The 25018-nt window shown below is 57.7% G+C and carries 19 protein-coding genes; 9 read left to right on the top strand and 10 right to left on the bottom strand.

The genetic code is table 11. From position 1 onward, the window contains the following. The first annotated feature begins 342 nt into the window (after positions 1 to 342). A complete protein-coding gene (locus tag P6U29_RS09235) occupies positions 343 to 1341 on the top strand; it encodes a glycosyltransferase family 2 protein (protein ID WP_407117300.1) in 999 nt (332 codons plus the stop codon). Here the strand turns inward: P6U29_RS09235 and P6U29_RS09230 are convergent. After that, positions 1330 to 2526 (bottom strand): glycosyltransferase, encoded by a 1197-nt coding sequence (locus P6U29_RS09230; protein ID WP_407117299.1) that lies wholly within the window; start codon positions 2524 to 2526, stop codon positions 1330 to 1332. The two genes, P6U29_RS09235 and P6U29_RS09230, sit on opposite strands and share 12 nt — an antisense overlap. Before the next feature lie 107 nt (positions 2527 to 2633). On the opposite strand from P6U29_RS09230, the gene P6U29_RS09225 reads away from it, so the two are divergent. Continuing rightward, positions 2634 to 3683 carry a glycosyltransferase family 2 protein gene (locus P6U29_RS09225; protein ID WP_407117298.1) on the top strand — a complete coding sequence of 350 codons (1050 nt, stop codon included), beginning with the start codon at positions 2634 to 2636 and terminating at the stop codon, positions 3681 to 3683. A gap of 59 nt (positions 3684 to 3742) precedes the next feature. On the opposite strand, the gene P6U29_RS09220 is transcribed toward P6U29_RS09225, so the two are convergent. After that, positions 3743 to 4561: a glycosyltransferase family 25 protein gene (locus tag P6U29_RS09220; RefSeq protein WP_407117297.1), complete on the bottom strand. Its 819-nt coding sequence runs from the start codon at positions 4559 to 4561 to the stop codon at positions 3743 to 3745. Positions 4562 to 4790: 229 nt separating this feature from the next. On the opposite strand from P6U29_RS09220, the gene P6U29_RS09215 reads away from it, so the two are divergent. After that, the gene (locus tag P6U29_RS09215) at positions 4791 to 6500 is read left to right on the top strand and encodes a putative Ig domain-containing protein (RefSeq protein ID WP_407117296.1); all 1710 of its coding nucleotides are present in this window, start codon (positions 4791 to 4793) and stop codon (positions 6498 to 6500) included. A 10-nt stretch (positions 6501 to 6510) separates the two neighbouring features. Here P6U29_RS09215 and P6U29_RS09210 read toward each other — a convergent pair whose 3' ends face one another. Continuing rightward, positions 6511 to 7638, bottom strand: coding sequence for a polysaccharide pyruvyl transferase family protein (locus tag P6U29_RS09210; protein WP_407117295.1), 1128 nt, complete (start codon positions 7636 to 7638; stop codon positions 6511 to 6513). A 426-nt stretch (positions 7639 to 8064) separates the two neighbouring features. Between P6U29_RS09210 and P6U29_RS09205 the strand changes: the two genes are divergently transcribed. Beyond that, positions 8065 to 8865, top strand: coding sequence for an FkbM family methyltransferase (locus P6U29_RS09205; protein ID WP_407117294.1), 801 nt, complete (start codon positions 8065 to 8067; stop codon positions 8863 to 8865). 94 nt (positions 8866 to 8959) lie between these two features. Here P6U29_RS09205 and P6U29_RS09200 read toward each other — a convergent pair whose 3' ends face one another. The 6 genes from P6U29_RS09200 to P6U29_RS09175 all read right to left on the bottom strand — a co-directional run bounded on the left by P6U29_RS09200 (position 8960) and on the right by P6U29_RS09175 (position 16450). Further along, positions 8960 to 9916 carry a GDP-L-fucose synthase family protein gene (locus P6U29_RS09200; protein WP_407117293.1) on the bottom strand — a complete coding sequence of 319 codons (957 nt, stop codon included), beginning with the start codon at positions 9914 to 9916 and terminating at the stop codon, positions 8960 to 8962. Beyond that, positions 9897 to 10979 (bottom strand): GDP-mannose 4,6-dehydratase, encoded by a 1083-nt coding sequence (gene gmd / locus P6U29_RS09195; protein ID WP_407117292.1) that lies wholly within the window; start codon positions 10977 to 10979, stop codon positions 9897 to 9899. Before gmd ends, P6U29_RS09200 begins: the two co-directional genes overlap by 20 nt. A 5-nt stretch (positions 10980 to 10984) precedes the next feature. Then, positions 10985 to 12532 carry a lipopolysaccharide biosynthesis protein gene (locus tag P6U29_RS09190; protein ID WP_407117291.1) on the bottom strand — a complete coding sequence of 516 codons (1548 nt, stop codon included), beginning with the start codon at positions 12530 to 12532 and terminating at the stop codon, positions 10985 to 10987. 13 nt (positions 12533 to 12545) lie between these two features. Continuing rightward, positions 12546 to 13646 carry a glycosyltransferase family 61 protein gene (locus tag P6U29_RS09185; RefSeq protein WP_407117290.1) on the bottom strand — a complete coding sequence of 367 codons (1101 nt, stop codon included), beginning with the start codon at positions 13644 to 13646 and terminating at the stop codon, positions 12546 to 12548. A gap of 182 nt (positions 13647 to 13828) precedes the next feature. Then, positions 13829 to 15175: a family 16 glycosylhydrolase gene (locus P6U29_RS09180; RefSeq protein WP_407117289.1), complete on the bottom strand. Its 1347-nt coding sequence runs from the start codon at positions 15173 to 15175 to the stop codon at positions 13829 to 13831. Between the two features lie 147 nt (positions 15176 to 15322). Further along, positions 15323 to 16450, bottom strand: a complete 1128-nt coding sequence (locus tag P6U29_RS09175) for an acyltransferase family protein (protein WP_407117288.1) — start codon at positions 16448 to 16450, stop codon at positions 15323 to 15325. 204 nt (positions 16451 to 16654) lie between these two features. Between P6U29_RS09175 and P6U29_RS09170 the strand changes: the two genes are divergently transcribed. Further along, positions 16655 to 17935: a hypothetical protein gene (locus P6U29_RS09170; RefSeq protein ID WP_407117287.1), complete on the top strand. Its 1281-nt coding sequence runs from the start codon at positions 16655 to 16657 to the stop codon at positions 17933 to 17935. A 25-nt stretch (positions 17936 to 17960) separates the two neighbouring features. Here P6U29_RS09170 and P6U29_RS09165 read toward each other — a convergent pair whose 3' ends face one another. Then, positions 17961 to 19061, bottom strand: coding sequence for a glycosyltransferase family 2 protein (locus P6U29_RS09165; protein ID WP_407117286.1), 1101 nt, complete (start codon positions 19059 to 19061; stop codon positions 17961 to 17963). Positions 19062 to 19502: 441 nt separating this feature from the next. Between P6U29_RS09165 and P6U29_RS09160 the strand changes: the two genes are divergently transcribed. The 4 genes from P6U29_RS09160 (at position 19503) to P6U29_RS09145 (ending at position 24981) form a co-directional block, all read left to right on the top strand. Beyond that, the gene (locus P6U29_RS09160; RefSeq protein ID WP_247279499.1) at positions 19503 to 19781 is read left to right on the top strand and encodes a hypothetical protein; all 279 of its coding nucleotides are present in this window, start codon (positions 19503 to 19505) and stop codon (positions 19779 to 19781) included. 448 nt (positions 19782 to 20229) lie between these two features. Continuing rightward, positions 20230 to 21213, top strand: coding sequence for an NAD-dependent epimerase/dehydratase family protein (locus tag P6U29_RS09155; RefSeq protein ID WP_407117285.1), 984 nt, complete (start codon positions 20230 to 20232; stop codon positions 21211 to 21213). Positions 21214 to 21854: 641 nt separating this feature from the next. Further along, positions 21855 to 24272 (top strand): polysaccharide biosynthesis tyrosine autokinase, encoded by a 2418-nt coding sequence (locus P6U29_RS09150; RefSeq protein ID WP_407117284.1) that lies wholly within the window; start codon positions 21855 to 21857, stop codon positions 24270 to 24272. Between the two features lie 67 nt (positions 24273 to 24339). Further along, positions 24340 to 24981 carry a hypothetical protein gene (locus P6U29_RS09145; protein WP_407117283.1) on the top strand — a complete coding sequence of 214 codons (642 nt, stop codon included), beginning with the start codon at positions 24340 to 24342 and terminating at the stop codon, positions 24979 to 24981. The last annotated feature ends 37 nt before the right edge of the window (positions 24982 to 25018 follow it).

Raw genomic sequence — 25018 nt, 5'->3', positions numbered from 1 at the left:
ATGAAAAATCCAACGTCATCGGATCGGCCGATGCAGGATGACAGACCGCTAGCAACAAAGCGACGGCAACAACAACAACAGCAGCTCTCACATATCGCTCCCAGTCCGGTTCGCTTCCGATCTTCGAGCGATCGGGGCACGCACTATTCACAATTCACGCAGAATAGATCGCCCATTTTAAGGCGCCATCAGCAAGCCCACTTGCAACCGATGCATTAAAAGAAGCAGTCATGAGTTGGCCATTCTTTTGACGGACCGTCGGTTCGTCCTTTGGCGTGCATCAACGACCATTCCCGCGCCTGCCAACGGATTAAGCAAACAACCGCAAGCCGCAGCTGAATCGTGTCCAGAGAAGTCCTGATTGTCATACCGGTACTGAACGAGGCCCCCCACATCGAGACGGTTGTCCGCAACCTGGCCCGGGACAGTCTTCAGGCAGGTCGCACAATAGTGGTTGCAGATGGCGGCAGCACCGATGGGACACCCGACATTGTCCGCCAGCTCGCCAAAGACATTGGCGGCGTCCATCTGTTGCGCAATCCGCAGCGGCTGCAGAGTGCCGGGGTCAATCTAGCCGTACAGGTCTATGGTGCTGCGGCGCAGGTCCTAGTGCGGTGTGACGCCCATTGCGGATATCCAGCGGATTATGTTTCGAGCCTCCTCAAGACTCTGGACGAGCGCAAGGCCGACTCGGTCGTGGTCCCCATGGACTCGCGTGGCGAGGGCTGCCTGCAGAAGGCCGTCGCCTGGGTCTCGGACACCAAGGTCGGTTCGGGCGGATCGGCACATCGCGGCGGAAAGCAAAGCGGCTTTGTCGATCACGGGCATCATGCGGCGATGACCATCGACGCGTTCCGCAGGGCTGGTGGTTACGACGAAACCTTCGCTCATAATGAAGATGCAGAGTTTGATTGCAGGCTGCGTGCAATCGGCGGCCGGATATTTCTGGATTCGAATATCCGCCTTTCATATCGACCGCGGTCGAGTTTTCTGAGCCTGGCGAAGCAGTACTTCAACTACGGTCGCGGTCGATCGAGAACCGTGAGACGGCATCCAGGATCGTTGCGACTGCGTCAATTCCTGGTGCCCACGCATGTTGCATTAACGATTGGTGCCATCGTGCTGTCGCCGGCGGCGCCGCTGCTGTTGACGTTGCCGGCGGCCTATCTGGGGATAGTGGCGCTGATCGCAATGATGATTGCAGTAAAACATCGCTCTATTTGCGGGCTGCTTGCACTGCCGGCCGCTGTCGTGATGCACTTCGCGTGGGCACTTGGCTTTTTCTGGGGCATCGTGTCGATCCGCCAGGCCACCTGGCAGATGACCCCTTCAGTTTCCTGAACCCTGCAGAACCTGGGCAGTGGCCGGTGCGACCACACGCCGGCCCGCCTTCGCATAGGCGGCCTCAGTCAGGCGTGCAATCGAGGTCCACGTCGGCACCGAGTCTCGCAGATCCAACATTCCTTGACTCTTGCGGTTTCGATAATCCGGGTCGCTGATCAAGCGCTCGAGCGTCCGGGACAATGCGGCGGGATCACCTGGAGGAACGAGCGTCCCCTCTGCCCGATCGCTCAGCCATTCCGAAAACGTTCCAAGGTTCGACGCGACGATCGGACGTCCCGCCGCGATCGCCAGCATCAGCACCCCCGATGCGTCGATATCCCGGTACGGAAAAGCCAGGATGTCAGCGCGCGCGACCAGCGAGGTCACTTCATCTTCCGGAATGAAACGCAGGTCGAATTCGACATGGTCTTCGAGCTGCAGATCCTTCACCATCGCAAATAGCGGCTCCATCGCCATTTCCGGCCAGCCCACGACCTTCACCACGCAATTCGCCCTGACCTCTCGGGGAAGCAGCGCAAGTGCGCGAAGCATGACGTCGACGCCCTTGTAGGGCTTTATCTTGCCGAACAGGAGTATTTGAACGCGCCCGTCCCCTGCCGAGGGCTCGTCCGCCGGTCGGGTGATATGATCCGTCAGCAATCCGTGCGCGATAACGGATATCTTTTCGTCCGGGATACCAACGCGTAGCAGGCGATCGCGTGCAACGGTCGTATGAACGATAAGATGGTCGAAGCAATGCAGAATGCTGAACGCGCCAATTCGCTGTATCCGCGAGCTCGGATTATTATTGAACGGATTCGAGTCATGAACGGTCAGAACCGTTGGCGCGATCCTCCTGAACTTTGGAATGAACTGGCTGTCGACGATCGCCAGCGGCGCCCATTGGAAATGGATCACATCAGGCGGCGTCCTCCTGAACCGCCTGATCAGCCGTGTCATTGATTCAGCGTGACTGAGGCCCTTCAGCCCCAGTTGCACGTTGCGTGGAAGTTTCTTGAAAAAGCGCGACTGCAATCCCGGATAAAAATGCCGGTCAAGAAACAGGTCTTCATCAACGGAAGGCTTCCGCCCGAGCTGGCGCCCGACAATGCTGGCCGCATGCCCAATATCGGTCAATCCTTTGGCTAATTTAAGATCATATGGCCAAGTAAACAGCGACGGATCGATCAGAGCGATTTTCATGCGATTGCCTCACCAACCATGCTTTGCGGACCGTGAAATTACTTCTGGCTCATCAAGGCATGGATTGATAGCCTCTTCTGTCACCTGCAAATTGTGAGCGACACGCGTTGAAGATCAGCATCGTCATAACTGTCTACAATTACGAACGGTATGTCGGATTGGCAATCGACAGCGCGTTGAATCAGACCCGTCCGGCGGACGAAATCGTCGTCGTCGACGACGGATCGATCGACGGTTCCCGCCAGATCATCGCCGGCTATGGTGACAGGATACGAGCCATATTTCAGGAAAATCAGGGCAACATCGCAGCATTCGAAGTTGGGTATCGCGCAGCGACAGGCGATGTACTGCTGTTCCTCGATGCGGATGACATCCTGATGCCGACAGCGGTCGAAAACGTCGCTGCGCACTGGCGTGAAGGTGTTTCGAAAGTTCAGTTCAATCTGGACATCATCGATGGCGCCGGCAGGCGACTTGGGCGCTCGTTTTGTGCGTTTCCTAAATCCTACGCGCCAGATGATGTGCACGCAGAATTTACCAGGTCGGGAACGTACATCTGGCCAGTCATGTCGGGAAATGCGTACTCCCGAGAGTTTCTTCAACAGGTCATCCCGCTCAATCCGCCCGTGGGATACGACGGCGCCCTCAACACGATCGCGCCTCTTTACGGAGACGTGGTCACGGTGCAGGAAACCCTGGGGCAATATCGGCTCCATGGCAGAAATATCAGCCGAAATGATGCGAAGGGCCGGGCGCAGCGGTTTCCGGACTTTCCTAGGCAGATCGGGTTCCGTGTCGCAGAGTTCGATATCCTTAAGGCGCATTGCGACAAGAAGTCCATGCACGTGCAAGCGGCACGGCCGATCGATAACGAGATCGTCTTTGTCAACTATCGCCTCGCGTCGCGTAAACTGGGATTGCACTATGTTCGGCAGGACGCGGACACATCGAGTTCACTTCTGCGCCGTGGGATATGGCTTGCGCTGACCACGACAACACATTGGCGTGCCGCCGCCTCTCATATCGTGTGGTTCACAGGGCTGTTCTTGAGCCCTTCCTGGCTTGCGTATCAGCTGATCATGCTCCGCTTCAACAGGGCAGAACTCTTGAGGCCGCTCGTCAGGTTCGGAAGTGTCATCCGGCGCAAGCCGGCCTGAGTGGGCAACGCCGCAAAGGCAACCCGCCTCAGATCTCGCCGTACGCCTCCAGGCGTCGATCACACGCTTTCGATCGTACGAATTGTCTCCGACATTGGCCCGGAAAGACTGGTTGCGCCGGCGAGGCGGGCGCGAATCCGCCTGTCGGACTGGCGAAGGCGGATATTTTCCGACAGGCGCAGAACATATTCCTTTGATTTCCACGCAAGCCGAGCCGCTCTGTCAACCGCAGTAGGCTCGCGGACCGACTCCGCCGCCTTTGCGATCGAAGACGTCAGCGTCACCTCAAGGCACGGAAAAGGAAACAAGGCATAATTGTGGAGGCCATTTGCCCAGAAGCGGTCCATCTCCCAGTCGATCGGCCGATGGATCGTTGTCACGCTGTCGATGAATCGACGCGCGGCATGGCCGGAGATTAGATAAGCCTGCGTTCCCATTGGCGCCCGCTCAAACCGCACCAATTCCCGCTGATCCAGCCAGGCCACGTGCTGGCACTGCGCCATGTGTCGCCCATACAGCCGGAGATAGCCGATCTCGGCAGCCTTGCAGATGTCCGGAAGCGATCGAAAGCTGAACCCGGCATCGAGAATGACGTCGTCTTCGATCACAAGTGTCCATGAATTGTCGGCGTCTGAAGCCGCCACTTGCGCCATGATGCTCATATGACTAGCTGCGCAGCCGATCTCGGCACGTGAAAGGCCCCTGCCCCAAAAGCGGATGGCCAGCGCCTCATCATATTGCGGGAGCCCCTTGGCGGGCACACGCAAGGCATCAAAGAAGGTCCATGGAATCTCAAGCGACTCCAGATTAGCACTCGCGCGCTCGCGGCGCACGGAACCGGCCAAACTAATCGCCACAATTCTGAGATTGTTGCCCATCGATTGATCAGTCCGACGCGTTGATTGGGAACCGTATTGCACGTGATCTCCAAACGATTACCGCGAACCGGTCTGTGCTGACAAGGACGCGGCGCCTGGCGGCTGCCATGCTGGTGGCCATTTCACATTCTTGTTTCGTATAGCACGGCGAAATCTGCGGCTATACCTAAAGCGGTCCGCATTCGTAGGCCTTGGATCGAACCAACGGTTCCTCACAGACGAGTGACACATGTACATCGCGAAAGTCGCGATGGTCTCAAGCAAAGAGGCGCGGATGCCATCAAAGCATCGATTCACCAGCACCATTGCAGCATTGTCCGTCGCGTCATTGGTTGTCGGTGCCTCAGTAATTTATCTTGGCGCTATCAATGATGGTTTGCGACAGCGCCTGCAATTCATCCCGCTGTTTAAGGAACGCAGCCAGGTCGTCGGCGGCGCCGTCGTCGGCCAGAATGGCAGTGGGTTGTATGCGGGCTATACGCTGTCGTGGGGTGATGAATTCAACGCTCTCGATATCGTGGGTCCGGCAAACCCTCGCGGCAAGTTCTTCCCGACTGGCGCCTATCATCCAGGCATCCGCGGCAATACCACGTCGCTCGGGACAGCTTTTGATGCCGACCCGCTGACCACAGGCTACAAGGACCGCAACCGCGGCGTCGCGGTTGGCTTCGACAATATGTCGATCTCCGGCTCGGTGCTGCGCCTCGGAGCGCGCAAGGCAACAACGCGCGAGCAGGCATTCCTTACGCCTACCGACCGGTCCATCAACGGAGGCGTGCGGCCGCACCTCTCCGCGATGATCCATACCGCCGGGGCGTTTGCATACTACCCGACCACCAACGCCGTCATCATCGAGATGCGTGCCCGGTTCAGCCCCAGGCTTACAAATCCGGCCGGCTTTCATCCCGCGTTCTGGACCTATTCGGTCGCACCCGTGCTTAATCCAACCGGCAACGAGTGGGATCTTGAGTGCAACTCCCAAGGGATGCACTTCAGCAATATCGTCCATACCTCGGGGGCGATCTCGACCGACAACAGCGCCGGACCATTCGACTATATGGACGGCGCGTTCCACGTCTTCAGCTTTGTCTTTCGAAACGGCGGAAACACCCAACTCTACGTCGACGGCGCCCTTCGATCCCAGTTTGCCGGCGTGGATTCCAATACCAAGAATATGCCCTCATTTGTGCTGCTGACGTCACACATATTCAATAACACCTTCGCGGGCGAGGCGTATGACGCCGCAGCGTGGGCCAGCTCGGCGACCGGCGCCTATCTCGATGTCGACTGGATCCGCGGCTGGCGCACGACAGGCGTCAAGCATTGGAAGCCGCTGGTTTCGGTCGCAGATCTCAATGTCGATTACGACGGCAACGGCAAGATTGTGCTGCCGAGTGCCAAGGCCCTCTGGGGTGATGCGGGCGTTACCGAATTCGTCCAGGTCGTACCCTATGACAGCTCCGAACCGGGTATGACGGAGCAGACGACGTTTACGCAATTCCCGGAAGGGATTTCGTACGATGCGACATCGCGCACGATCAAGGCGGACTTCACCACTGCCAAGGGCAATGCCGGGCGGTCTCATGTCGTCGTTTATGGCTACAAGCCTGACGGCTCAACGATGGAGCCACTGCGATTCTCCATCAATCGCGGCCCGCGCGTGACGACGCGCCCCCTTTCAGCCGCCGCAGGCGACAGCTACCGCCACGATATCTATGGGGAGTGCGATGTCGGAGTCATGATGCCGAAGGTCTTGTCCGTCAAAGGACTGCCGCAGGGGCTCGCCTTTGACCGTTCCACCGGACTGATCAATGGTGCTCCAACGGCGCCAGGGGTCAGCAGCCTGACAATCTCCTGCGCAAACAATGCGGGCCAGACAACAAAGAGGACGACAACGTTGACCGTCCACGCGCACGATCCGGCGAACCGCGGAGGATGATGCTCGACCCTCAACCTTGATCCGTCGGGACCGAACTGCCCTGGCAGATATGCAGAAAATTTGCGAGGGCGTCGTCCACACTTGTGCTCAGTGGTAGGCTCAACTTTTCGAAGGGCTTGCTCCACGCATCGACGAACGTGCTGATTTTCCCATAATTGTTGTCAAGGACCGAGTGCGGCACATTCAGCAACACGCAAAAAATATGCGTGTGAAGCCGGTCCGTGATCACGTAGGCCGACGATCCAACCTGCCTCATTCCACGAGCTACACGGTTCGACGCCAGCAGGTGAAACCACCGAATGCGCACGTCGAGCTCCGACGGCGTCATGCCCTTGAGCAAGAGGAGCGCCGTCTCGAGCAGCGCCTTGACAAACAACCACTTTCCCAAGCCTCGTTGTTCGATGAGCCAGTCCTCGACCACTGCAAAGTTTGGGAGCGTCGGAAAACGCTTTTGCTCCACCCTCTCGTGATCGGTTCGGAGCAGCAGCAACAATTTCCTGGTTACTGGCGCTGGTGAACTCTGCGCCCCCAGGCAGAATGCCATGTCCGGACAGAGATCGACGGGCGCAGTAAATTCCGTTGTCGCAATATTCAAACTTTGCACGTCGCGGACCAAAATCCGGAATTTCTTGTGCGAGTTGATGATCTCCGCGGCGCGTTTGAGACTTGCCTTCGAGGAGAAGTGTATGGTTTGCGGCAACTGAATGATCTGGCGATCCGGAAACTCCGACAGAAGCCTGAGCCGAAACTCCTGATGGCTAGGCCACAGGTCGCCGAAATTGCCCCCACCATGGATAAGGATAGGTCCGACAGGAACGGCTCTTTCAAACTCTTCCTTTGACCAGGTGTCATAGGTGCAGACGTAGGACGGTGCTCGGCCTAGCTTCTTCTGCAGATAGGTCTCTTCACCCAACCATATGGCGCTGTCGCCCACATTCGAGTGATTGGGGAAGTCCACTAGCGCAAAATTCTCGACACCCTCCAGATGGGGCCCGATGACCTTTTCGATCTCGTCCTGCATTTCTGCAATCAGTGTACGAGAATCCTTCATGGGAGATTCGGCCATCGTGCTGAGTTCGGTCCCGTCGGTCGCATCACAGCATCGAACGGCTTTCGATGCATCGGCAAAACTTCCCATTCGACTAATCCACTTCTGCCATTGCGCCAGGCACCCGCTGCGGTTGAGCGATGACGCATCCGCATGCCGCCAGCGAGAACGCCCGACGTTTGCGCTGCGAGCTTCCCGCGTCAGTCATTCGATCTTTCGCGCTCAGCCTGCTTCTGCTCTATCACGCTCTCGTGCCTCTCTCGGTGTCCCCTTGCCGATGCAGAAGCTGACCAGGTTCCAGAGCACGGAATAGATCGGCTTAGCAGCCAAAAGGCAAGTCTCGGCAACGCTGCCGATTAGCGACAACACCGCACATATTCATGACAAGAATCGAATCTATTGAAGTCTTAAGGCAGGCAAATGTGTTGATCGCAACGAACATAGGCAGCGAGCCTGCGGGAATGCCGCTTCTTGCAGCAAGCCTGCACCAGGTGCGTTAGCAAGCTCGGAGTCACCATGATCGGTTTGTTGAAAGACTACGTAAAGGCCCGCCTGCTTGATAACGACTTTATGATATCCGGTACCTCGAAGGAGCAGGAGCTCAGGGAATTCTTCCGGGACCTTTTCCCTGTCGTGACGGACAAGGAATTGATTCGACTGGGCGGATCGGCTGATGGCGGCTATTTGGTTCCGGACGACCTCGATGGCTGCGTCGGTTGCTTTTCGCCCGGGGTCTACAACGTCTCTGACTTCGAGCTCGGCCTTGCCGAACGCGGCATCCCGTGTTTCCTCGCTGACTTCTCGGTGGATGCACCCGCGATCCACAATGACCTGCTCGATTTCGAAAAGAAGTTCCTCGGAAACGAAAACAACGCCAAGTTCATGACTTTAGAGAACTGGATGTCGAGAAAGGGCCCTCGGACCGGCGATCTCATTCTCCAGATGGACATTGAAGGCGGCGAGTACGAGGTTCTCATCGAAACGAGCTGCGACGACCTGAAGCGCTTCAGGATCATGATCATCGAGTTCCATTCCATGGACAGAATTCTCAATCCCATCGGTCTCAAGCTGATCGGCGCTGTTTTCAAGAAGATCACCAAGCACTTCGACGTCGTACACATTCATCCGAACAATTACTTCAAACCCATCGAGTACAGGGGCTTCAAGGTGCCGCCGATCATGGAATTCTCGTTCTTGCGCAAGGATCGCGCTGCTCGCCGGACGCCTGCGAGAAAGTTTCCTCACGACCTCGACAGGAGAAACGTCGCAAACAGGGACGATGTCGTGCTGCCGAAATGCTGGTTCGCTCCGGAGTGATCGCCGCCGCGGGCGCGCCGATGAATCACGGCAGCCGCGGACATCGGTCGCGCGGATGCGCGACCGTTGGCTCGCAATCGCAGAAGTGCGCTTTCTACTCTCGCGCCTGCAGGTTCTCGCCGAGATATGCCTGATAGGCCAGCTTGAGCCCATCCTCGAGCGGGGTCTTGGCCCGCCAACCCAGTTTCGCCAACCGGTTGACGTCGAGCAATTTGCGCGGAGTGCCGTCGGGGCGCGAGGTGTCAAAGCTGATCTCGCCTGAATAGCCGACGGTCTCCGCGACCACGCGGGCGAATTCGGCGATCGCAATGTCCACGCCGGTGCCGATGTTGACGAGCTCGCCGCTCGAATAGGTCTTCATCAGATGGATGCAGGCGTCCGCAAGATCGTCGACAAAGAGGAATTCGCGCCGCGGCGTGCCGGTGCCCCACACCACGACGTTCTTCGCTCCCGACGTCTTGGCCTCATGGAAACGGCGGATCAACGCCGCGACGACGTGGCTGTATTCGGGATGATAATTGTCGCCGCGACCGTAGAGGTTGGTCGGCATCACACTGATGAAGTTTGAACCGTACTGGCTGCGATAGGCCTCGACCATCTTGATGCCCGCGATCTTGGCAATCGCGTAGGGTTCGTTGGTCGGCTCCAGCGGGCCAGTCAGCATCGACTCTTCGCGAATCGGCTGGACTGCTAGTTTGGGGTAGATGCAGGAGGAGCCAAAGAACATCAGCTTCTCGCATCGATTGACATGCGCGGCGTGGATGACGTTGGTCGCGATTGCCAGATTTTCGTAGAGGAACTCGGCGCGCAGGGTATTGTTGGCGACGATGCCGCCGACCTTGGCGGCGGCAAGGAACACTGCCTGCGGACGCCTTGCCGCAAACCATTTATCGACCGCGGTTTGGTCACGCAGGTCGACCTCGCTTCGCGAGACCGTCAGAAGTTCGACATTTTCCTCCGCCAGCCGCCGCACCAACGCGGAGCCAACCATGCCGCGATGGCCGGCGACAAAGACGGTCTTACCGGCCAGCTCAAATGGAGTGCTTGCCATTGGTGACCTCTCGCCTGGCCTCGAGCAAATCGGAAGCCACCATTTCCTTGACCAGTTGCGCGAACGGGGTCCTGGATTTCCAGCCGAGCTTCTCGCGCGCCTTGCTGGGATCGCCGATCAGGAGATCGACCTCGGTGGGACGGAAATAGGTCGGGTCGACTCGCACGACGATCCTGCCTGACTTCTTGTCGATACCGGTTTCCTCGACGTCCTTGCCCCGCCATTCGACTTTGCGGCCGACTTCGGCAAAGGCGAGCTCCACGAACTCGCGCACCGAGCGGGTCTCCCCGGTTGCCAGCACGAAATCGTCGGGCCGGTCGGCCTGCAGGACCATGTGCATGCCTTCGACATAATCCCTGGCGTGGCCCCAGTCGCGCTTAGCCTCGAGATTCCCGAGGTACAGCGTCTCCTCGAGGCCCGCCTCGATGCGGGCAACGGCACGCGTGATCTTGCGGGTGACGAAGGTTTCGCCGCGGATCGGGCTCTCGTGGTTGAAGAGAATGCCGTTCGAGGCGAACATGCCGTAGGCCTCGCGGTAGTTCACCGTGATCCAATAGGCATAGAGCTTCGCCACCGCGTAAGGGGAGCGCGGGTAGAAGGGAGTCGTTTCCTTCTGCGGCACTTCCTGCACGAGGCCGTAGAGCTCGGAAGTGGACGCCTGATAGAACCGCGTCTCCTTCTCCATGCCAAGAATGCGGATCGCCTCCAATAGCCGCAGCGTTCCGATCGCGTCAGCGTTCGCGGTGTACTCCGGGCTCTCGAAACTGACCGCCACATGGCTCTGTGCAGCCAGATTGTAGATTTCGGTTGGCCGGATCTGCTGCATCAGGCGGATCAGGTTTGTCGAATCCGTCATGTCGCCGTAATGCATCAGGAACGGCACATCGCCGGCATGCGGATCCTGATAAAGATGATCGACACGGGCGGTGTTGAAGGAGGACGAGCGCCGCTTGATGCCGTGGACGATGTAGCCGAGGCCGACCAGATACTCGGCGAGATAGGCACCGTCCTGACCGGTGACGCCCGTAATCAGCGCGACGCGCCGCTTCGACCTTTCATTCATATTGCTCACCCGACTGCTCGGTTATCATCGACGATTTTTCCCATTTTCCCAAACCTGTTGGCGATTGCGCCGAGGATTCGCAGGATCTCACGCTCGGGCCCGGCCGGCGCGCCTGTCGCTCGCCAGAATCCAAAGAGTGACCCGACATAGGCAAGAGCGCCCACGAGAACAACAGCGATCAACCGAACATAGACGTGAGACTCATGGCCAAAAGATGTGATGAAAGCCCAATTCGTCAGAAGACCGACAATGATCATCGTGCAGGTGGACAAAGCGGTCCTCAGATTCACGAGAAATTGCCGGGAGACAGAAGTGTCGATCAATTCGCGGACCAGGACCATGTTGTAGACGACACCGCCGAGCGTAACCGCCACGCGAGCGACCAGCAGGCCAACTAACCCTCCTACCCACAAGCCCGCAACGATGAAAGGCAGCCTCACGATCAGGATCGCAACGTCGCGATGAAATAACCTGCGCGTCTGGCCAAGGGCCAGACCAAGGGGTTGGACGGTCGCGCTGAGCGTATGCAACGCAATTGCACCACCGAGGAGCTGGATCACGATCGTCGCGCCTGCCCAGGCCTCACCCAGCGCGAGCGGAACGAATTGATCGGCGATCAACGCGAAGCCGAACCCGGCCGGAAAGGCGATCGCACACAGCATCGATTGCGCCGACAGATAAGCTCGTTGAAGGGCGGCTTTGTCATCCCTCAGCCTCACGAACGCGGGAAACAGCGTCCCGGCGAGCGGATTTGTTGCTTCTCTTGTCGGCGTGGCGGCCAGGTCGCTGCCGAGCACATATCCACCCAGTGCGGATTTCCCGAGAAAATATCCGATGATGATCTGGTCGAAACGCCAGTTCAGCGTGCTGACGGCCTGCCCGAGCGACAGCCACACAGAGAACGAGAATAGGGAGCGGCTACCCCTTATCCGGAATTTCGGCCGGAACGGCTGGATCAGATAAGAGGCGACGACATCGATGAAGTTGGCGACGACGGCTCCGGCGATAAGCGCCCAGTAGCTCCTGAAGCAAATGGCGATCCCGGAGGAGACGAGGATGGTTGCGAGCGCCCGGCTGCTGCTCGTCACAAATTCCTGCCAGAAGACGAGTTGACGCTGCATCATCGCAAGCATCGGATTTCGAAGGCCGGATATCACGATCGAAAAGCTCAGGACCAACAGGATCGGAATCAAGCGGCCATCGCCGTAGGACAATGCCACCGGATAGGCGAGCAACGACAGCAAGAGTGCCAGCAAGCAGGCACGAGCCAGGCTCAACGTCCACGCGGCGTGGAATTGATCTTCACTTGGATCCTTGTGGTGAATGAGCGCCGATGCCAGGGACAGTTCAGTCATCGACGTCAGAACAGCAATGATGGCCGTCGCGACGGCAACCAGGCCGAAATCTTCCGGCGTGAGCATTCTCGCCAATATGAGCGTGTTCAAGAAGCCGAGACTGGCAACCACCAGCCGGCTCACACCGATCCAAGCAGCTCCGATGGCGATTGAATTTTTCGACAAAGGGAGCGCCGTACGCGCACCAATAGCGACCATTTTCAATGCTCGTTCATTGACAGATGGTTTCCAGTGCGCGCTCAAAGATGTCAGGCGCAACCTCGAAATCGAATGGACTGGGCCCAAACGCTCCCTGCGGGCGCGTTCCCTTGCTGTTCCCCACGATGTAAGAATAGTCCGCGCCGGCGGACGTTGCGATCGTGTAGTAGTAGGGATGCACGTGGTCTGACGGGATCAGCTCCAGGACTTTGGTTCCAGGCGAGCAGAATACGAGATTGGTCAGCCCCGCACCATGTGCGCCAACGACAATCGAGCATTCCGAGAAAAACGCCGCTTCATCCTCAACGTCATCAAAGTCGTAGATCTGGAAGCCGAACTTTTTCAGTGCAGGCATCAGCTCTTCTTCGTTGGCAACCTTCCTTTGTCCTTTGCGCGGAACGTATACGCGCCTGTCGTGACGAAGCGGCGACTTGGCTACCTGCAAGCGGAAGAACTCCGTAAGCCATGGCGCATAATTCCGTCGCATGCCTGGAAACGAAGTGCCGATCACGAGATCGGCCTGGATATCCTCCTGGCCTGCCCACACGCACTTGTGCATTGGAATTCCAAGCCGGCGAACGAGCTTGGCTGCCGTTTCGGACCCAGGCTTGGGCAAATAGACATAATCGACATCATCGAGCGAGAGGCCGCTTTTCTGAAATAGCGCTAAGCGGCCCAGGCAATCGAGCAGGAAGTGCCCATAGTTTCCTCCGGCGAAATCGCTCGCCAGCGAGAGACAGGTGCCGCTTAGCGGCAGCGGCGTGCTGTAGGCAACTGATCGCGGATGGCGCGAGAACGACGATCCGTACCAGGTGCTCTCGTAGAGCAGCGATCCATCCTCCGTCACGAGCCAGCCGTCGGGACCGAGGATGCGGGCCTTGTCCAGGCGGAGAATGCCCAGCTCTGGCATTCTGTTGTCAACGCTTTCACCGAAACCTGCGTCGCGGCTGCCGAATCGAACCGGCGCCTTCCGCGCCAGTACCTCTTCCTCGATGGCAGTCAGCCAAGTATGCGGATGTTCACTTCGCCACGCGCGATGATCACAAAGCCGGCTCGGGCTGCCGCGCAATGCACCACGGAGGATTTGCCTGACGGCGCGAACCTTAGAGTTCATGGATGACTACCATTGCAAGAGACACTGACCGTGACAGGCAAGCCCGCATGACGGCCCGCCCACCTGCCACAGCCAAAGCAAAATTCAGACCGACCTGCGGACAGCGTGCCGATCGCAATCAGCGGTACTCGGCTTGATCCAGATCACACGGGGTTGTGCTCACGCTGGATGCGCCCTTCCGATCAGCGTCGCACATGCAGCGACAATAGACGGCAAGATCTGGCTTTCTTTGGCTGGATCACCGTGGTGTCGCAAGCAACGGGGACTTCTTTGGGGCCGACCTCGCCCGCGACTTCAGCCGTCAGTTTGCTGCCCAGCAGATAGTTCCCTTCGCGCGGCACGGCGGGCAGCGCAAATTCGATCACGCTGACGCCATCTTCCCCTTCCTTGCGAGAGACCTGTTGCAGCGGCTTCTTTGCCGATGCGACCATGGCGCCGGTTGTTGCATCGAAGACGTACGCATGAAGCGTTCGATTTGTCGGATAGTCTTCCGGAATTTTGATGGGAATTTCGATCTTGAGCGGATCGGTTGTGCTCAGCGACAATACCCCCGCATTCGGCTTCTTATCCGCTACCACATTCGTAACATTGAGGAATGTCGGCTTGGGCATGTCATTGAGCGCTGCCGTATATCCAAAATCATTCGGATCCGGCGTCACGTCGCTCGGACCGCATTTTCGGCTTCCCCGCTCGGACGACGTGAACTGGCAGACGCGAACGTAGTCGATCTTGAACGTCTGCGGGAAAGCCGCATCATCGACCCCGTGCCGGCCGGCCCAGGCTGCTCCGCCGACGGCGTAATTGAGATCAATGTGCGCCGGCGGCCCCAGTTGGCCGTCCTTCCTGAGCCACTGGTACATGCGCGTGTAGATGAGACGGCCGTCCCAGAAGAACGAAATGCGGTCAGGAGCCCAAACGAAGCCGGCAATATGCCAGTCCTTGTTCAGATCCTCTTTGCCGACCATGTCCTGAAACCTGAGCACGAACGAGTTGTCCACATACGTGTAGGACTGCGGCGTCCACTTATCTTTACTCATGGCATTCGAGTGCAGCATGTTCGGCTTGTCTTCCACGCCATTGATGACGTACTCGAAAATGTCGATCTCCGGCGGATGCCAGAACTTTCCATCGATGTCGTAATCGGCTTCGAGCCAGAATGCCGGCCACGATCCCCGCGCATTCGGAAGAAAGACCCGCGCTTCATAGTAGCCGTAGTAGAATGTCTGATGGCTACGGATCATCGCGGAATCGAACGTGTCCGCCCCCTCATTCTTTTTTGCGGTCAGGCTCAGCGCACCTTCGGAAACCACGTGGTTGTCGCGGTAGTGCTGCTTTTCATCGTTGAAACGATCCATCGTTTCGTTGTTGTAGATGTATCGGGTGGCCCATTTGGTTCGATCAAGCTTGTCGCCGTTGAACTCATCCGAAAAAACCAGCTCCCAGCCAGCGCACCAGGCCGGCGCTGCGGATCCGAGTGCAACGACTATCGAGGCGACACAAAGGACTTGCCTGCGCACGGCTGCGATCATCAACGAGATCCTTTCGGTTCGGCTGTTAGCCCGGCTGGGAAACGCTCTGCCGGCCCAATGCGCAAAGACGATGGCAATGGTGACGCGCCACGTCGCAAGCCGGCACAATCAAGCGCACGGCTCTGCGGCATTTTCCCGAATAGACAGTCAACTTGCGATCGTTTTGGGGCGGTGACTTGTCGAACAATCAAGAACATTTGACGGTTCCCCGATCAGGTTCCCTCCTTGAGTGCCGTCGAGGGTTTGATTGATCGGCCGGACTGCCGGTTTCGCTTCCGAGGCCCTGTCGAGCCGTTTTCGAATTTGTCCCGTCGCCTTCACTTCAAGGAAGCGATGGCTGATCGTCGCGACGATAAGAGACGGCGGAAGCGACACCAGGAGGAAAAACAATTGCGATCCGCTCCCCAATGCGTCGACCATGCCCGTTCGATACATGATCAGCTTGACCCCGGCCATGACGATCGGCGGCCAGAGATAAAAACTGAAGCTGATCGTTCCAAGCCACTGCATCACCTGCCAACGCAGCATTCTTCCGAACAGACCGTTTCCTCGGGACATGCCAAGCAGGAAAATAGTCCCGAAGACGCCACCAAGAACAATAAATGGAAAAGCAGAGATCCAGTCATGGAGTGACAAATATGCCGGCGTGACAAAGCCAACGTAGTCTGTTGCGCTGGCCAGCTCGAGGCCTCTCCAGACAGTCAGGAACAGCACGAAGCAGATCGCCGGGTACTTCGCCAGGGATTGCAATAAGGTCGACGATAGGTACTTCTCCGCAATGAGCACGCCGCCAATCATCAGGAGCGCGCGGGGATAGTACACGAGCAAGATCAGCGAACTGACGGCTAATGCCAGCGCCAGCGGCCGACTGATGCCGCTGATCAGGAAAACAACGGCACATACTCCATAGAACAGGAATTCGTATCCGAGCGACCACGCGGCGGGATTGATCTGGATGATGTCAATAAATGGAGGCGGCGCCAATAGATTTGCACCAACCAGCAGCAGACTTGGACCCTTTCCTGAAAGCCAGCCAAAAATCGCGATCGCGATCACGGTCGCCCAGAGCACAGGAAGAATCCTCGCATAGCGATCAAGAATAAAGGTCAAGACCGAGGATGCGCGATACAGGCTTGGCAGAATGACGATTCCACTGATGCCGAAGAAGAACTCGACACCGAATTTTCCGGTCTGCAGCGCTTCTCCCAACAGCCCCCTGGCAAACAGATCGAACGTCGGGAGGCCGGAATGAACGACGTGATAGACGAATACCATGAGGCAAAACAAACCTCTGGCACCATGAACGTAAGGGTTAAATCTTGCGCTCGTGTCGTGTTCCATGTGGGAAGTCACTACAGGCTCAAGTATAGAGGGTGAACAGCCTCACGAGCGAGACCAAGATCGACCGCGATCGTTGCCCTGCGCTCAGACGTACCCACCAACCGAGGCGCCAAGAAGCAGTAATCGACGAGTCCTAACATGGTGAGCCTCGACACATTCCCAGCCAGAACCTCGTCTAACAAGCGCGCTGCAGCAGCGTCAAGCGACGAGACCAACAGCGTCATTTTCGCGCATATCGCCTTCATTCTGTGCATTTGCATGCAGCGCTTCGGACTCCTCATCGGAACCGGACAGATCTTCTTTTCGCTGTTCGGATTCTTCGCGCTCATCGCGTGGGGATGGTGGGTTGGCCTGGTGAGCATTCGCGGGACGCAGACTCTCGCATTCGGACTCGTCGTCGTCTGGTTTCTCTTCAGCGCGGTCGCCGCAGCCGAATCTCCCGACCGCGGCGTCGAGACCAGTGCGGCATCACTTGCGATGGTTCTTGTCACGAATTCGATCTTCCTGTTCGGACCCTCGACGAGATTCTCGAACGAGGCGGTCCTTCCCGTCTTCCTGTTCTATGTTCGCCTGTGCGCCGTTCTGGCAATCGTCCAGATCGTTCTTCAATTCGGCGGAATACGCATCTTCTCGTTCAAGGATGCAATCCCGGCGCTCGATCCGGTCCTCGTCGAGTCCGCCTACAATCAAAATGCGGTGGAATTTTATGGGTCTTTGAATCGGCGCGCGAACGGGTTTTTCCCGATGGAGCCGGGAGCGCTATCCCAATTGCTCGCTATAGGTGTGATCGTCGATGTGTTCGTTTTGCGGCGACTTGCCTATCTTCCGTTGTACGCCATCTCGTACGTGCTCACTCGGTCCGGATCGGGCCTCCTGGTGCTCGTCGTGTCCCTCGGTGCCTATCCCCTGATTGCTCCGCTCAAATCACTGCGGGTTATCGCCATCGGGACGGCCGTTGCCTTAGTGATCGGCACAACGTACCTCGTTGCACCGGAACCTTTTGATCCCATCGTTAGTCGGCTTGATGAATTCAGTTCAACCAAGTCGAGCGGCTATGCTCGCTACGTCGCACAACTACAGACCTGGGACTATCTCTTTCAGACCGACAGAGTGCTTATCGGCTCCGGGCCCGGCGGGTTGGAACGGTCGCCCGCCTACTTTGGCGGCAGCGGAAATCCCGTTCTCAAGCTCGTCGCGGATTACGGAATTATCGGGCTACTGATTTTTCTGTTCTATCTCATTCTCTCTATATTCAGGAAAGACAACTCGATGCTCGCATTGACAATGCTGGCCTGCTATCAGCTCGGCGGCGGAAACCTCGCCATGGCTCCATTCCTGATCATGATGGCAATGCTGTGCGTATGGTCGCAGCCGCCAGGCGCCGGCCTGAGGTCGATCCGTCCCAAAGCTGCCGTCTGACCGAAGCGTCCCGGCCCCGCCTTGATCATCGAATGATGCGGAATCGACCGAGCAAAGCGCGCAACCATTTCGGCCGCTGGGCGGGCACGTAGCGCAAACTCACCAGGGCACGACGGAAGTACTGCGGACTGATCAGGATGCAGAAGATCCAAGCCAGCAGCGATATGCGCTGCGATCTTGAGAAACCTTGCGGCGACGCAGCCGCTCCAAGCGCATCGACAGCGATGCTCAATGAACTATCCGCCGCGATTGGATGAAGGTCCGGCCGCAGCTTGAACGACGCTATCCGCAAACAAAGAAATATCAAATTGCGCTTGAGCGCATCGGGCGCAACCGGCAGCTTCTCCGTGCGCGCGATCTCGGAAAAGAACTTGTACCGCCTCCGCGTGAGGTCGATCTCTCTCGCAAAGCGGGTATCGTCGAGTTGAAGGAAAGCCCCGTGATTGAGGCCGTGCACGCGATAGTCTGCCAACGGCTTGGTGATCGTTACGATCTCGCCACATGCAGGAGCGGCCGCCAAAAGATAACTGTCCGGAGCTCGATCAACGAAGTCGGACTCAAAGCCGAAGACGCGCTCGACAAACCATTTCGGGTACGCATTTCCTGACCCGGGCGGCGTCGGATAAGCGCCGGTGGTTGCCATCCACTTGCGGACGTCCTCCGAGGACGGACAGGAGAAGTACTGCGGCAGGACATTTCCGGTCGGCTGCCCGTCGGCATCGATCACGCGCATCTGAAACTGATATTTGCTCGCGGCTTTGGACCAGACGGATACGATCTCCGTCATGACATCAGGATGCAAGGCATCGTCCGAGTCGAGAAATATGATGATATCGCCGGACGACCTGCGAAAGCCGTTCACACAGGACATCATCTGCCCGGCGTTCGCCTGGCTGATGATTGTGACTTCGTCTGCAAATTCGTTGATGACGCCGAGTGAGTGGTCCGTCGACCCGTCATCGACGACGATCACTTCGACGTTTGGCCATCGTATGTCCAGCGCGCTGCGGATCGCGGATCCCACGTAAGCTGCGTAATTGTGGTTCGGAATGACGACCGAGAGGCGCGGCAGGGTCGCCAGTTCGACTTCTGGCAACACAGCGTGCCCTGGTATCTCCTTCAACATTCGCCGCTCAGAATACTCGCGTTGCAAGTACGTCGCATGACCGCCGACAGAACATCACAGTCGACGGACGTCAGACACCCAATCCAGGAAGGTGCAGCCTCTAGCACGTGTTTTCAAGCGCAAGGAAGAGGCAAGATTCCTCCTGCAATCCGGGGAACTATTTACCTGTCATTCTGTTGCCGCAACTGCAACTCTATCCTGCCGCCGACAATCGCGGCTTCTTTCGAGAGCTGGTCCCAACCATCACGGATGTGTAGAGCAGTGAAGATGCATGATAACCGATCTAGGCGCTCAGACGGTTATGTGGCGATATGTGTAGCGATCGCTTCATCGCTCCTCGCGACGACGGCAGATGCTCAAATTTCAGGCTTCGGTCGCACATCTCCTCCGATGTATGGCGGCTCCGGCATTTCCACTCGGCCTTCGAGTTCGATTCGACCGATGGAAGGTACCTTCGCTCCAAATCACACGACAGTGGACGGAAAGCTTTGCATATCAGTCAATCCGGTGACGCATCCACAAGCCAACAACCCCAAGATCATCGAGCAGATTGTGCTGGTTCAAAACATCTGCGGTCAATCGATCCGGGTTCGGGTTTGCTACGCGGGAAGTTCCGATTGCATCGTCGTTCCGCTCGCGGGCTACCAGAAGCTGCAAAGATTATTGGGGATCGCGGCGGGATCAACGAACTTTCAATTTGAGTATCGCGAGCTCTATTGAGTCGTTGATTCAGACGAGCAGTCCTAGCTGAACGCTAAATGATACCCTCACAAGAAATGTGCGATCATATCCGCGGCGAACACGTCCTCCCATCTATTCGCGTTGCCGCTTGAATCAGCGCCACCGCATTCGGGATCGCCCAGATGGAACCGATGTTTCCGAGCATGTCACACGCGCTGTCGGTAACGATGTTGTTATCGCCACATGAGAAACGCATGACCAACCAATTGCTGCCCCGAATTGCCCGCTTCATTGATGTCGAGCAGCATAAGCGCTCGCGCTCGCGAGCGGGCGCACTGCACGTCAAGCAATCTTGTTCTTTCCGGGCACAACTCTTGCAACGGCAGGGCGTGCAGCTCTCCAATGCGTGCGCTCGATTGTCAGGGAGCCTTGACCGAAATTTGACGCCGTTGACTCAGCACCTTCACTCACGTTGACCCTCGCGCACATGTCCAATCCCACCCAGGCTATTGTATTCGGAGGCGCAGGCTTCATCGGTACACATCTGATGACGCGGATGCTCGCTTCCGGCCGCTACGAGCGAATCGTCTCAGTGGATATCGGGAAGCCTAGGGCGCACGTCGAAGGCGTCGAGTATGTCCATCATGATGTCCGTAAGCCAATCGACCCGAAGCTCGCAGGCGGGGTACCTGCCGACATCTTCAACCTGGCTGCAGTCCATGTCACCCCGGGTCATCCGGACGGCGACTATTATTATACAAACGTGCTGGGCGCGGTGCACGTCTGCCGATTTGCGAGAGACACTGGCAGCCGGAATGTCATCTTTACCAGCTCGATATCGGTCTACGGTCCGACCGAGACCCCACTTACCGAAGATGCGACGCCGGTCCCAGTGAGTGCCTATGGACGCTCCAAACTCTCGGCCGAAGCGATCCATCGTCTATGGCAATCGGAGGACCCAGACAGGCGGCTGACCATCGTGCGCCCCGCCGTCATCTATGGGCGCTACGAGCGAGGCAATTTCACGCGATTGTCGAGGCTTCTCGAAAGGCGGGCCTTCATCTATCCCGGCCGAACCGACACCATCAAGTCGTGCGGCTACGTGAAGGACCTGGTCTCGTCGATGTTCTTCATGGCGTCTCGCAATGACGGTCTATCGATCTACAATTTCTGCTATGAGCACCGTTACACCATCAGCGAGATTTGCTCCGCCTTCTCTCGCGCTGCCGAATACCCCAAGCCGACGATAACGATTCCGGTATGGCTAATGAATCTCGCCGTGCTTCCATTCGAAATGCTGCAGGCTGTCGGCATCAAGACCGGCATCAATCGTGACCGGATCAAGAAATTGTGGTTTTCTACGAACATTCTGCCGAAGCATCTGATCGCAAGCGGGTTCAAATTCGACTACGATCTGGCAAGCTCGCTTGTGGATTGGAATCGTGAATCCTCCATCAAGGATTTTGATTGAGGTCCCGTTACTTGATCTTTCGAGTGCCCGATCCATCGGAGATTCACGGTGGAACTCCAAAGCCGACCCTCGCCGCTATAGTGGATTCTCCGAAACCGGACTCGTTCGCTCCGGCGTCACGTGTTCGGTCGTAACCGCGAGAGCGGATTCGCCTTGCCTGTGGCAGTTGCAAGATCCTCATGCTTGTCCGTCACACTCACGTCGATATTGCATCGCAGAATTCGAGACCGGTCGGACGCTGTCCACCGGGTCGGCCCGTAGGATTCGTGGAATCCTGCCCAATTCGTGGGCGAACCATGATCTTCTCAGGGGGCGTAAATTGTCTCGATCTTGAAAGTCGCTTTTTTGGCAGAGTTGACGGAGATGGGCATTATGACGATTTTGCGGCAAGCGGCACCTAGAGTGGCCCTGCAGCGTTGCCGACACTTCTCTGACCAATAAGGTGTCGCACGATCCGACTAGGTGCTTTGACGAGAGAGCCTCGGTGGCACTGGTCAACTCTCGAGCGCCGCGCGTCGAACACCGCATCCGTCGTGTCGAATTCGACCAACAGGGAACTTCTACGCGGCATTTTTGCACGAATTCAGCGCGGCAAGGCCAGCCTGATGCCGCATTCACAGAGATTTAAGTAGGCGGGCCGGATGCTTCAAACAAAGATCACATCTCGCGAGATCGAAACCACGGCGCCGGAGGCCCCATCGCTGGAGCAGACCATCTCCTCTGCGCTTGCGCTGATGAGCCGCCAGTATCCCGTGATGATTTTCACGCTGCTACTGTGCATCTGTCTTGCCGGCGTCTACGTGTTCACGGCACCGAAGCGATATACCGGAACGGCGATCCTGATGATCGACAGCCGCAAGATGCAGGGCCTGCAGACGCAAGCGCCCGCGAGCGGCGCAGACAACCCGATCGACTCGGCGATGGTCGACAGTCAGGTCGAACTTCTCAAGTCCGAAGCCATCGCCTCCAAAGTCATCAAGGATCTGAAACTTGCGGAGTCGCCAGACTTCATGAGCGATGGTGGCGGATTGCTCAGCAGCATCAGTAGCGCGATTACCGGAATATTCTCCGAGTCGACCCCGCCCACGGAAGAGCAAATACTGCGCGCAGCACTCGCTCGCTTTGCAAGCGGCCTCAGCATCAAGCGCGTCGGGGTGAGCTATGTTATCGAGATCTCCTTTCAGGCATTATCGCAAGAGCTGGCAGCGCGGATCGCCAACGCGGTCGCCGAGGGTTATATAGTGGACTCGTTGGAATCGAAATATCAGGCCTCGAGACGGGCGGCGGTCTGGCTGCAGGACCGATTGAAGGAATTGCGGTCGCAGGCGTCTTCCGCTGAACGCACCGTCGCGGATTTCAAGGCCAAGAACAACATCGTCGACGCTGGCGGGCGACTTCTCACCGAGCAGCAACTCGCTGAAATCAATACTTCGCTGACGGCTGCGCGTAGCCAGCGTGCGGAGGCACAAGCTAAGCTCGAACGCATCACCGCGATATTGAATGCGGACAGCGACGATTCCAAGGTCATTCTGAATGACCTGGCGACGGTGAGCGAGACGATGGCGAACCCGGTCATCACCAAATTGCGCCAGACCTATCTCGAGTACGCGGCCAAGCAGGCCGATTGGTCGAACCGGTATGGATCGACACATCTGGCGGTTGTCAATTTACGCAACCAGATGCGTGAAATCCGACGCTCGATCATTGACGAACTGCGACGCACGGCCGAGGTCTACAAGAGTGACCTTGAAATTGCCAAGGCGCGCGAAGAGTCCAGCCAGAAGAGCTTGAACGATACGATCGCGGTCTCGAATAATACCAGCCAGGCCCAGATCATCCTGAGAGATCTGGAAAGCAACGCTCAGAGCGCTCGCGCATTGTCTGACAACTTCCTGCAACTGTACATGGTCTCGGTTCAGCAGCAGTCGTTTCCCATTACCGAAGCGAGGGTGATCAGCCAGGCGGCGTCGACCCTTCCCAACAAGACGTCGCCAAGAACGACACTCATCCTGCTTGCGGCGATCGTGGGTGGGTCGATTCTCGCAGCTCTCGTCGCAATCCTGCTTGATATGATGGATCGCGTCTTCCGTACCGTTTCGCAGGTCGAGCAGTTCGTGGATACCCGCTGTCTCGCTTCGATCCCGGTCATAGAGCAGGGTGCCATCAAAGCGAATTCCGCTCCATCGGGCAAAGCGGCCTGGCGATTCGGCAAACGCGACAAGCCCAAACCGCAGCAGGCATCACCGAGTCACGGGGCATCCGGCACGACGTTGCCACTCCACGGGTCCGCGCCCGCGTTCAGCCACCAACAGTCGCATCGCGACCGTCTGCTTTCAACCGATGAGAGCGTCGGGCGCCACGTGATCAATGCCCCGTTTTCACGCTTCGCGGAGGGATTTCGGTCGATCAAGCTCGCCAGCGATTTCGCAAATTTCGGTGCAGGGTCTAACAAGGTCCTGGGGATTACCTCCGCTCTTCCGAACGAGGGAAAGTCAACCGTCAGCGAAGCGCTGGCGCAGACCTTGGCGCAAAGCGGCTGCCGTACGCTACTGATCGATGGCGACATCCGCAACCCAAGCCTCACCGCAAGGCTTACTCCGGCTGCGCAGGACGGCTTGATCCATGTCGTCATCGGCCAAGCCGACTGGAGGAACGTGGTCTGGATCGACCCGCAGACGAATCTACATTTTCTTCCTTGTGCCATCACATCCCGCTTCTCGAATTCGAGCGACCTGCTGGCCTCGCAACAGATGGACGATCTGTTCCAGCAACTACGGCAGCACTTTGATCGCATCGTTCTCGATCTTAGCCCGCTGGCGCCAGTCGTCGACGTTCGGGCGACCAGGGGGCTGGCTGATTCCTATATCCTTGTCATCGAATGGGCGAAGTCGAAAATCGATATCGTCGAGCGCGTGCTAGGCGAAACGCCGGTTGTGCGCGAGCGGATGCTCGGTGCGGTTCTTAACAAGGTGAACGTGTCGGTGATGAGCCGCTACGATACGTACGGCGCAGCCTACTATCGCAATCGATACTACAAGAGGTATGGTTACGTCGATTGACGTCAGATGCTTGATCCGGAGCGGTGGGCAGCGCTTGCCCCGATTTTTGACAGCCCTTGGATACAACATGAATGATTTGGCGCTAGCGCATGTTAGGTCGGCGCTTCTGATGGTGCGCTCAGTTCTGCTCGTTGCTGGTCTCTTGGTGACGACGGCTCCTGGTCGAGCCGAGCCGGTGCGTCCGGGCATTCTGAATTGCGGGTCTGGCATCAGCGCCGAGCAGCGTCGACGTTGCGACGAAGAGGCGTTCAAGCAGATCGAGTCCGGCAGCCAATCGACACAGCTTGAGAGCGGATGGCGACTAGTGAAGAGCAAAAATCCAGACGGCGGCGCCGATGCCATTTCAGTGATGCATGTCGTCGATAGTGCCAAGTCGGATACGCGCCTTGCTGGTCTGAGCCTGCAATGCGGGAAGAGTGGCATCGAAACTGTGCTCATTGTACTCGAGCCACTGTCCCGCTCGGCGCGACCGAACGTAGCCCTCATAGCAGGAGAGAAGCGCGCAGAGTTCCAGGCATCTGTGATCCAGGGCGGCGTAGCGCTCCTACTACCCGCCGACGCCTCGAAGCTTGCTGCCAGCGACTGGCAAACCGCAAACGAGCTTGCGGTTGAAATTGGGACCACACCGAGCGCGATCCGCGGCGCGGTGCCAATGGCTGGACTGGCGACGGCTCTCCGTTACTTGTCGCAGTACTGCTATGCTCGATAATTTAGACGGTCACGGAACTGTCATGCCGGGCGAATCC

Source organism: Bradyrhizobium sp. LMG 9283 (assembly GCF_045571415.1).
Taxonomy (GTDB): Bacteria; Pseudomonadota; Alphaproteobacteria; order Rhizobiales; family Xanthobacteraceae; genus Bradyrhizobium.
The sequence above is the reverse complement of the archived record's forward strand: the minus strand, read 5'-3'. Positions and strand labels throughout refer to the sequence as shown.

What these genes read in the sequence shown, in the direction of transcription:
- P6U29_RS09185 (WP_407117290.1), bottom strand. Translation starts at nt 13,646, where the DNA reads ATGAACTCTAAGGTTCGCGCCGTCAGGCAAATCCTCCGTGGTGCATTG.
- P6U29_RS09165 (WP_407117286.1), bottom strand. Translation starts at nt 19,061, where the DNA reads ATGTTGAAGGAGATACCAGGGCACGCTGTGTTGCCAGAAGTCGAACTG.
- P6U29_RS09180 (WP_407117289.1), bottom strand. Translation starts at nt 15,175, where the DNA reads ATGATCGCAGCCGTGCGCAGGCAAGTCCTTTGTGTCGCCTCGATAGTC.
- P6U29_RS09150 (WP_407117284.1), top strand. Translation starts at nt 21,855, where the DNA reads ATGCTTCAAACAAAGATCACATCTCGCGAGATCGAAACCACGGCGCCG.
- P6U29_RS09145 (WP_407117283.1), top strand. Translation starts at nt 24,340, where the DNA reads ATGAATGATTTGGCGCTAGCGCATGTTAGGTCGGCGCTTCTGATGGTG.
- P6U29_RS09220 (WP_407117297.1), bottom strand. Translation starts at nt 4,561, where the DNA reads ATGGGCAACAATCTCAGAATTGTGGCGATTAGTTTGGCCGGTTCCGTG.
- P6U29_RS09155 (WP_407117285.1), top strand. Translation starts at nt 20,230, where the DNA reads ATGTCCAATCCCACCCAGGCTATTGTATTCGGAGGCGCAGGCTTCATC.
- P6U29_RS09210 (WP_407117295.1), bottom strand. Translation starts at nt 7,638, where the DNA reads ATGGGAAGTTTTGCCGATGCATCGAAAGCCGTTCGATGCTGTGATGCG.
- P6U29_RS09160 (WP_247279499.1), top strand. Translation starts at nt 19,503, where the DNA reads ATGGAAGGTACCTTCGCTCCAAATCACACGACAGTGGACGGAAAGCTT.
- P6U29_RS09230 (WP_407117299.1), bottom strand. Translation starts at nt 2,526, where the DNA reads ATGAAAATCGCTCTGATCGATCCGTCGCTGTTTACTTGGCCATATGAT.
- P6U29_RS09205 (WP_407117294.1), top strand. Translation starts at nt 8,065, where the DNA reads ATGATCGGTTTGTTGAAAGACTACGTAAAGGCCCGCCTGCTTGATAAC.
- gmd (WP_407117292.1), bottom strand. Translation starts at nt 10,979, where the DNA reads ATGAATGAAAGGTCGAAGCGGCGCGTCGCGCTGATTACGGGCGTCACC.
- P6U29_RS09200 (WP_407117293.1), bottom strand. Translation starts at nt 9,916, where the DNA reads ATGGCAAGCACTCCATTTGAGCTGGCCGGTAAGACCGTCTTTGTCGCC.
- P6U29_RS09190 (WP_407117291.1), bottom strand. Translation starts at nt 12,532, where the DNA reads ATGGTCGCTATTGGTGCGCGTACGGCGCTCCCTTTGTCGAAAAATTCA.
- P6U29_RS09215 (WP_407117296.1), top strand. Translation starts at nt 4,791, where the DNA reads ATGTACATCGCGAAAGTCGCGATGGTCTCAAGCAAAGAGGCGCGGATG.
- P6U29_RS09175 (WP_407117288.1), bottom strand. Translation starts at nt 16,450, where the DNA reads ATGGTATTCGTCTATCACGTCGTTCATTCCGGCCTCCCGACGTTCGAT.
- P6U29_RS09170 (WP_407117287.1), top strand. Translation starts at nt 16,655, where the DNA reads ATGGTGAGCCTCGACACATTCCCAGCCAGAACCTCGTCTAACAAGCGC.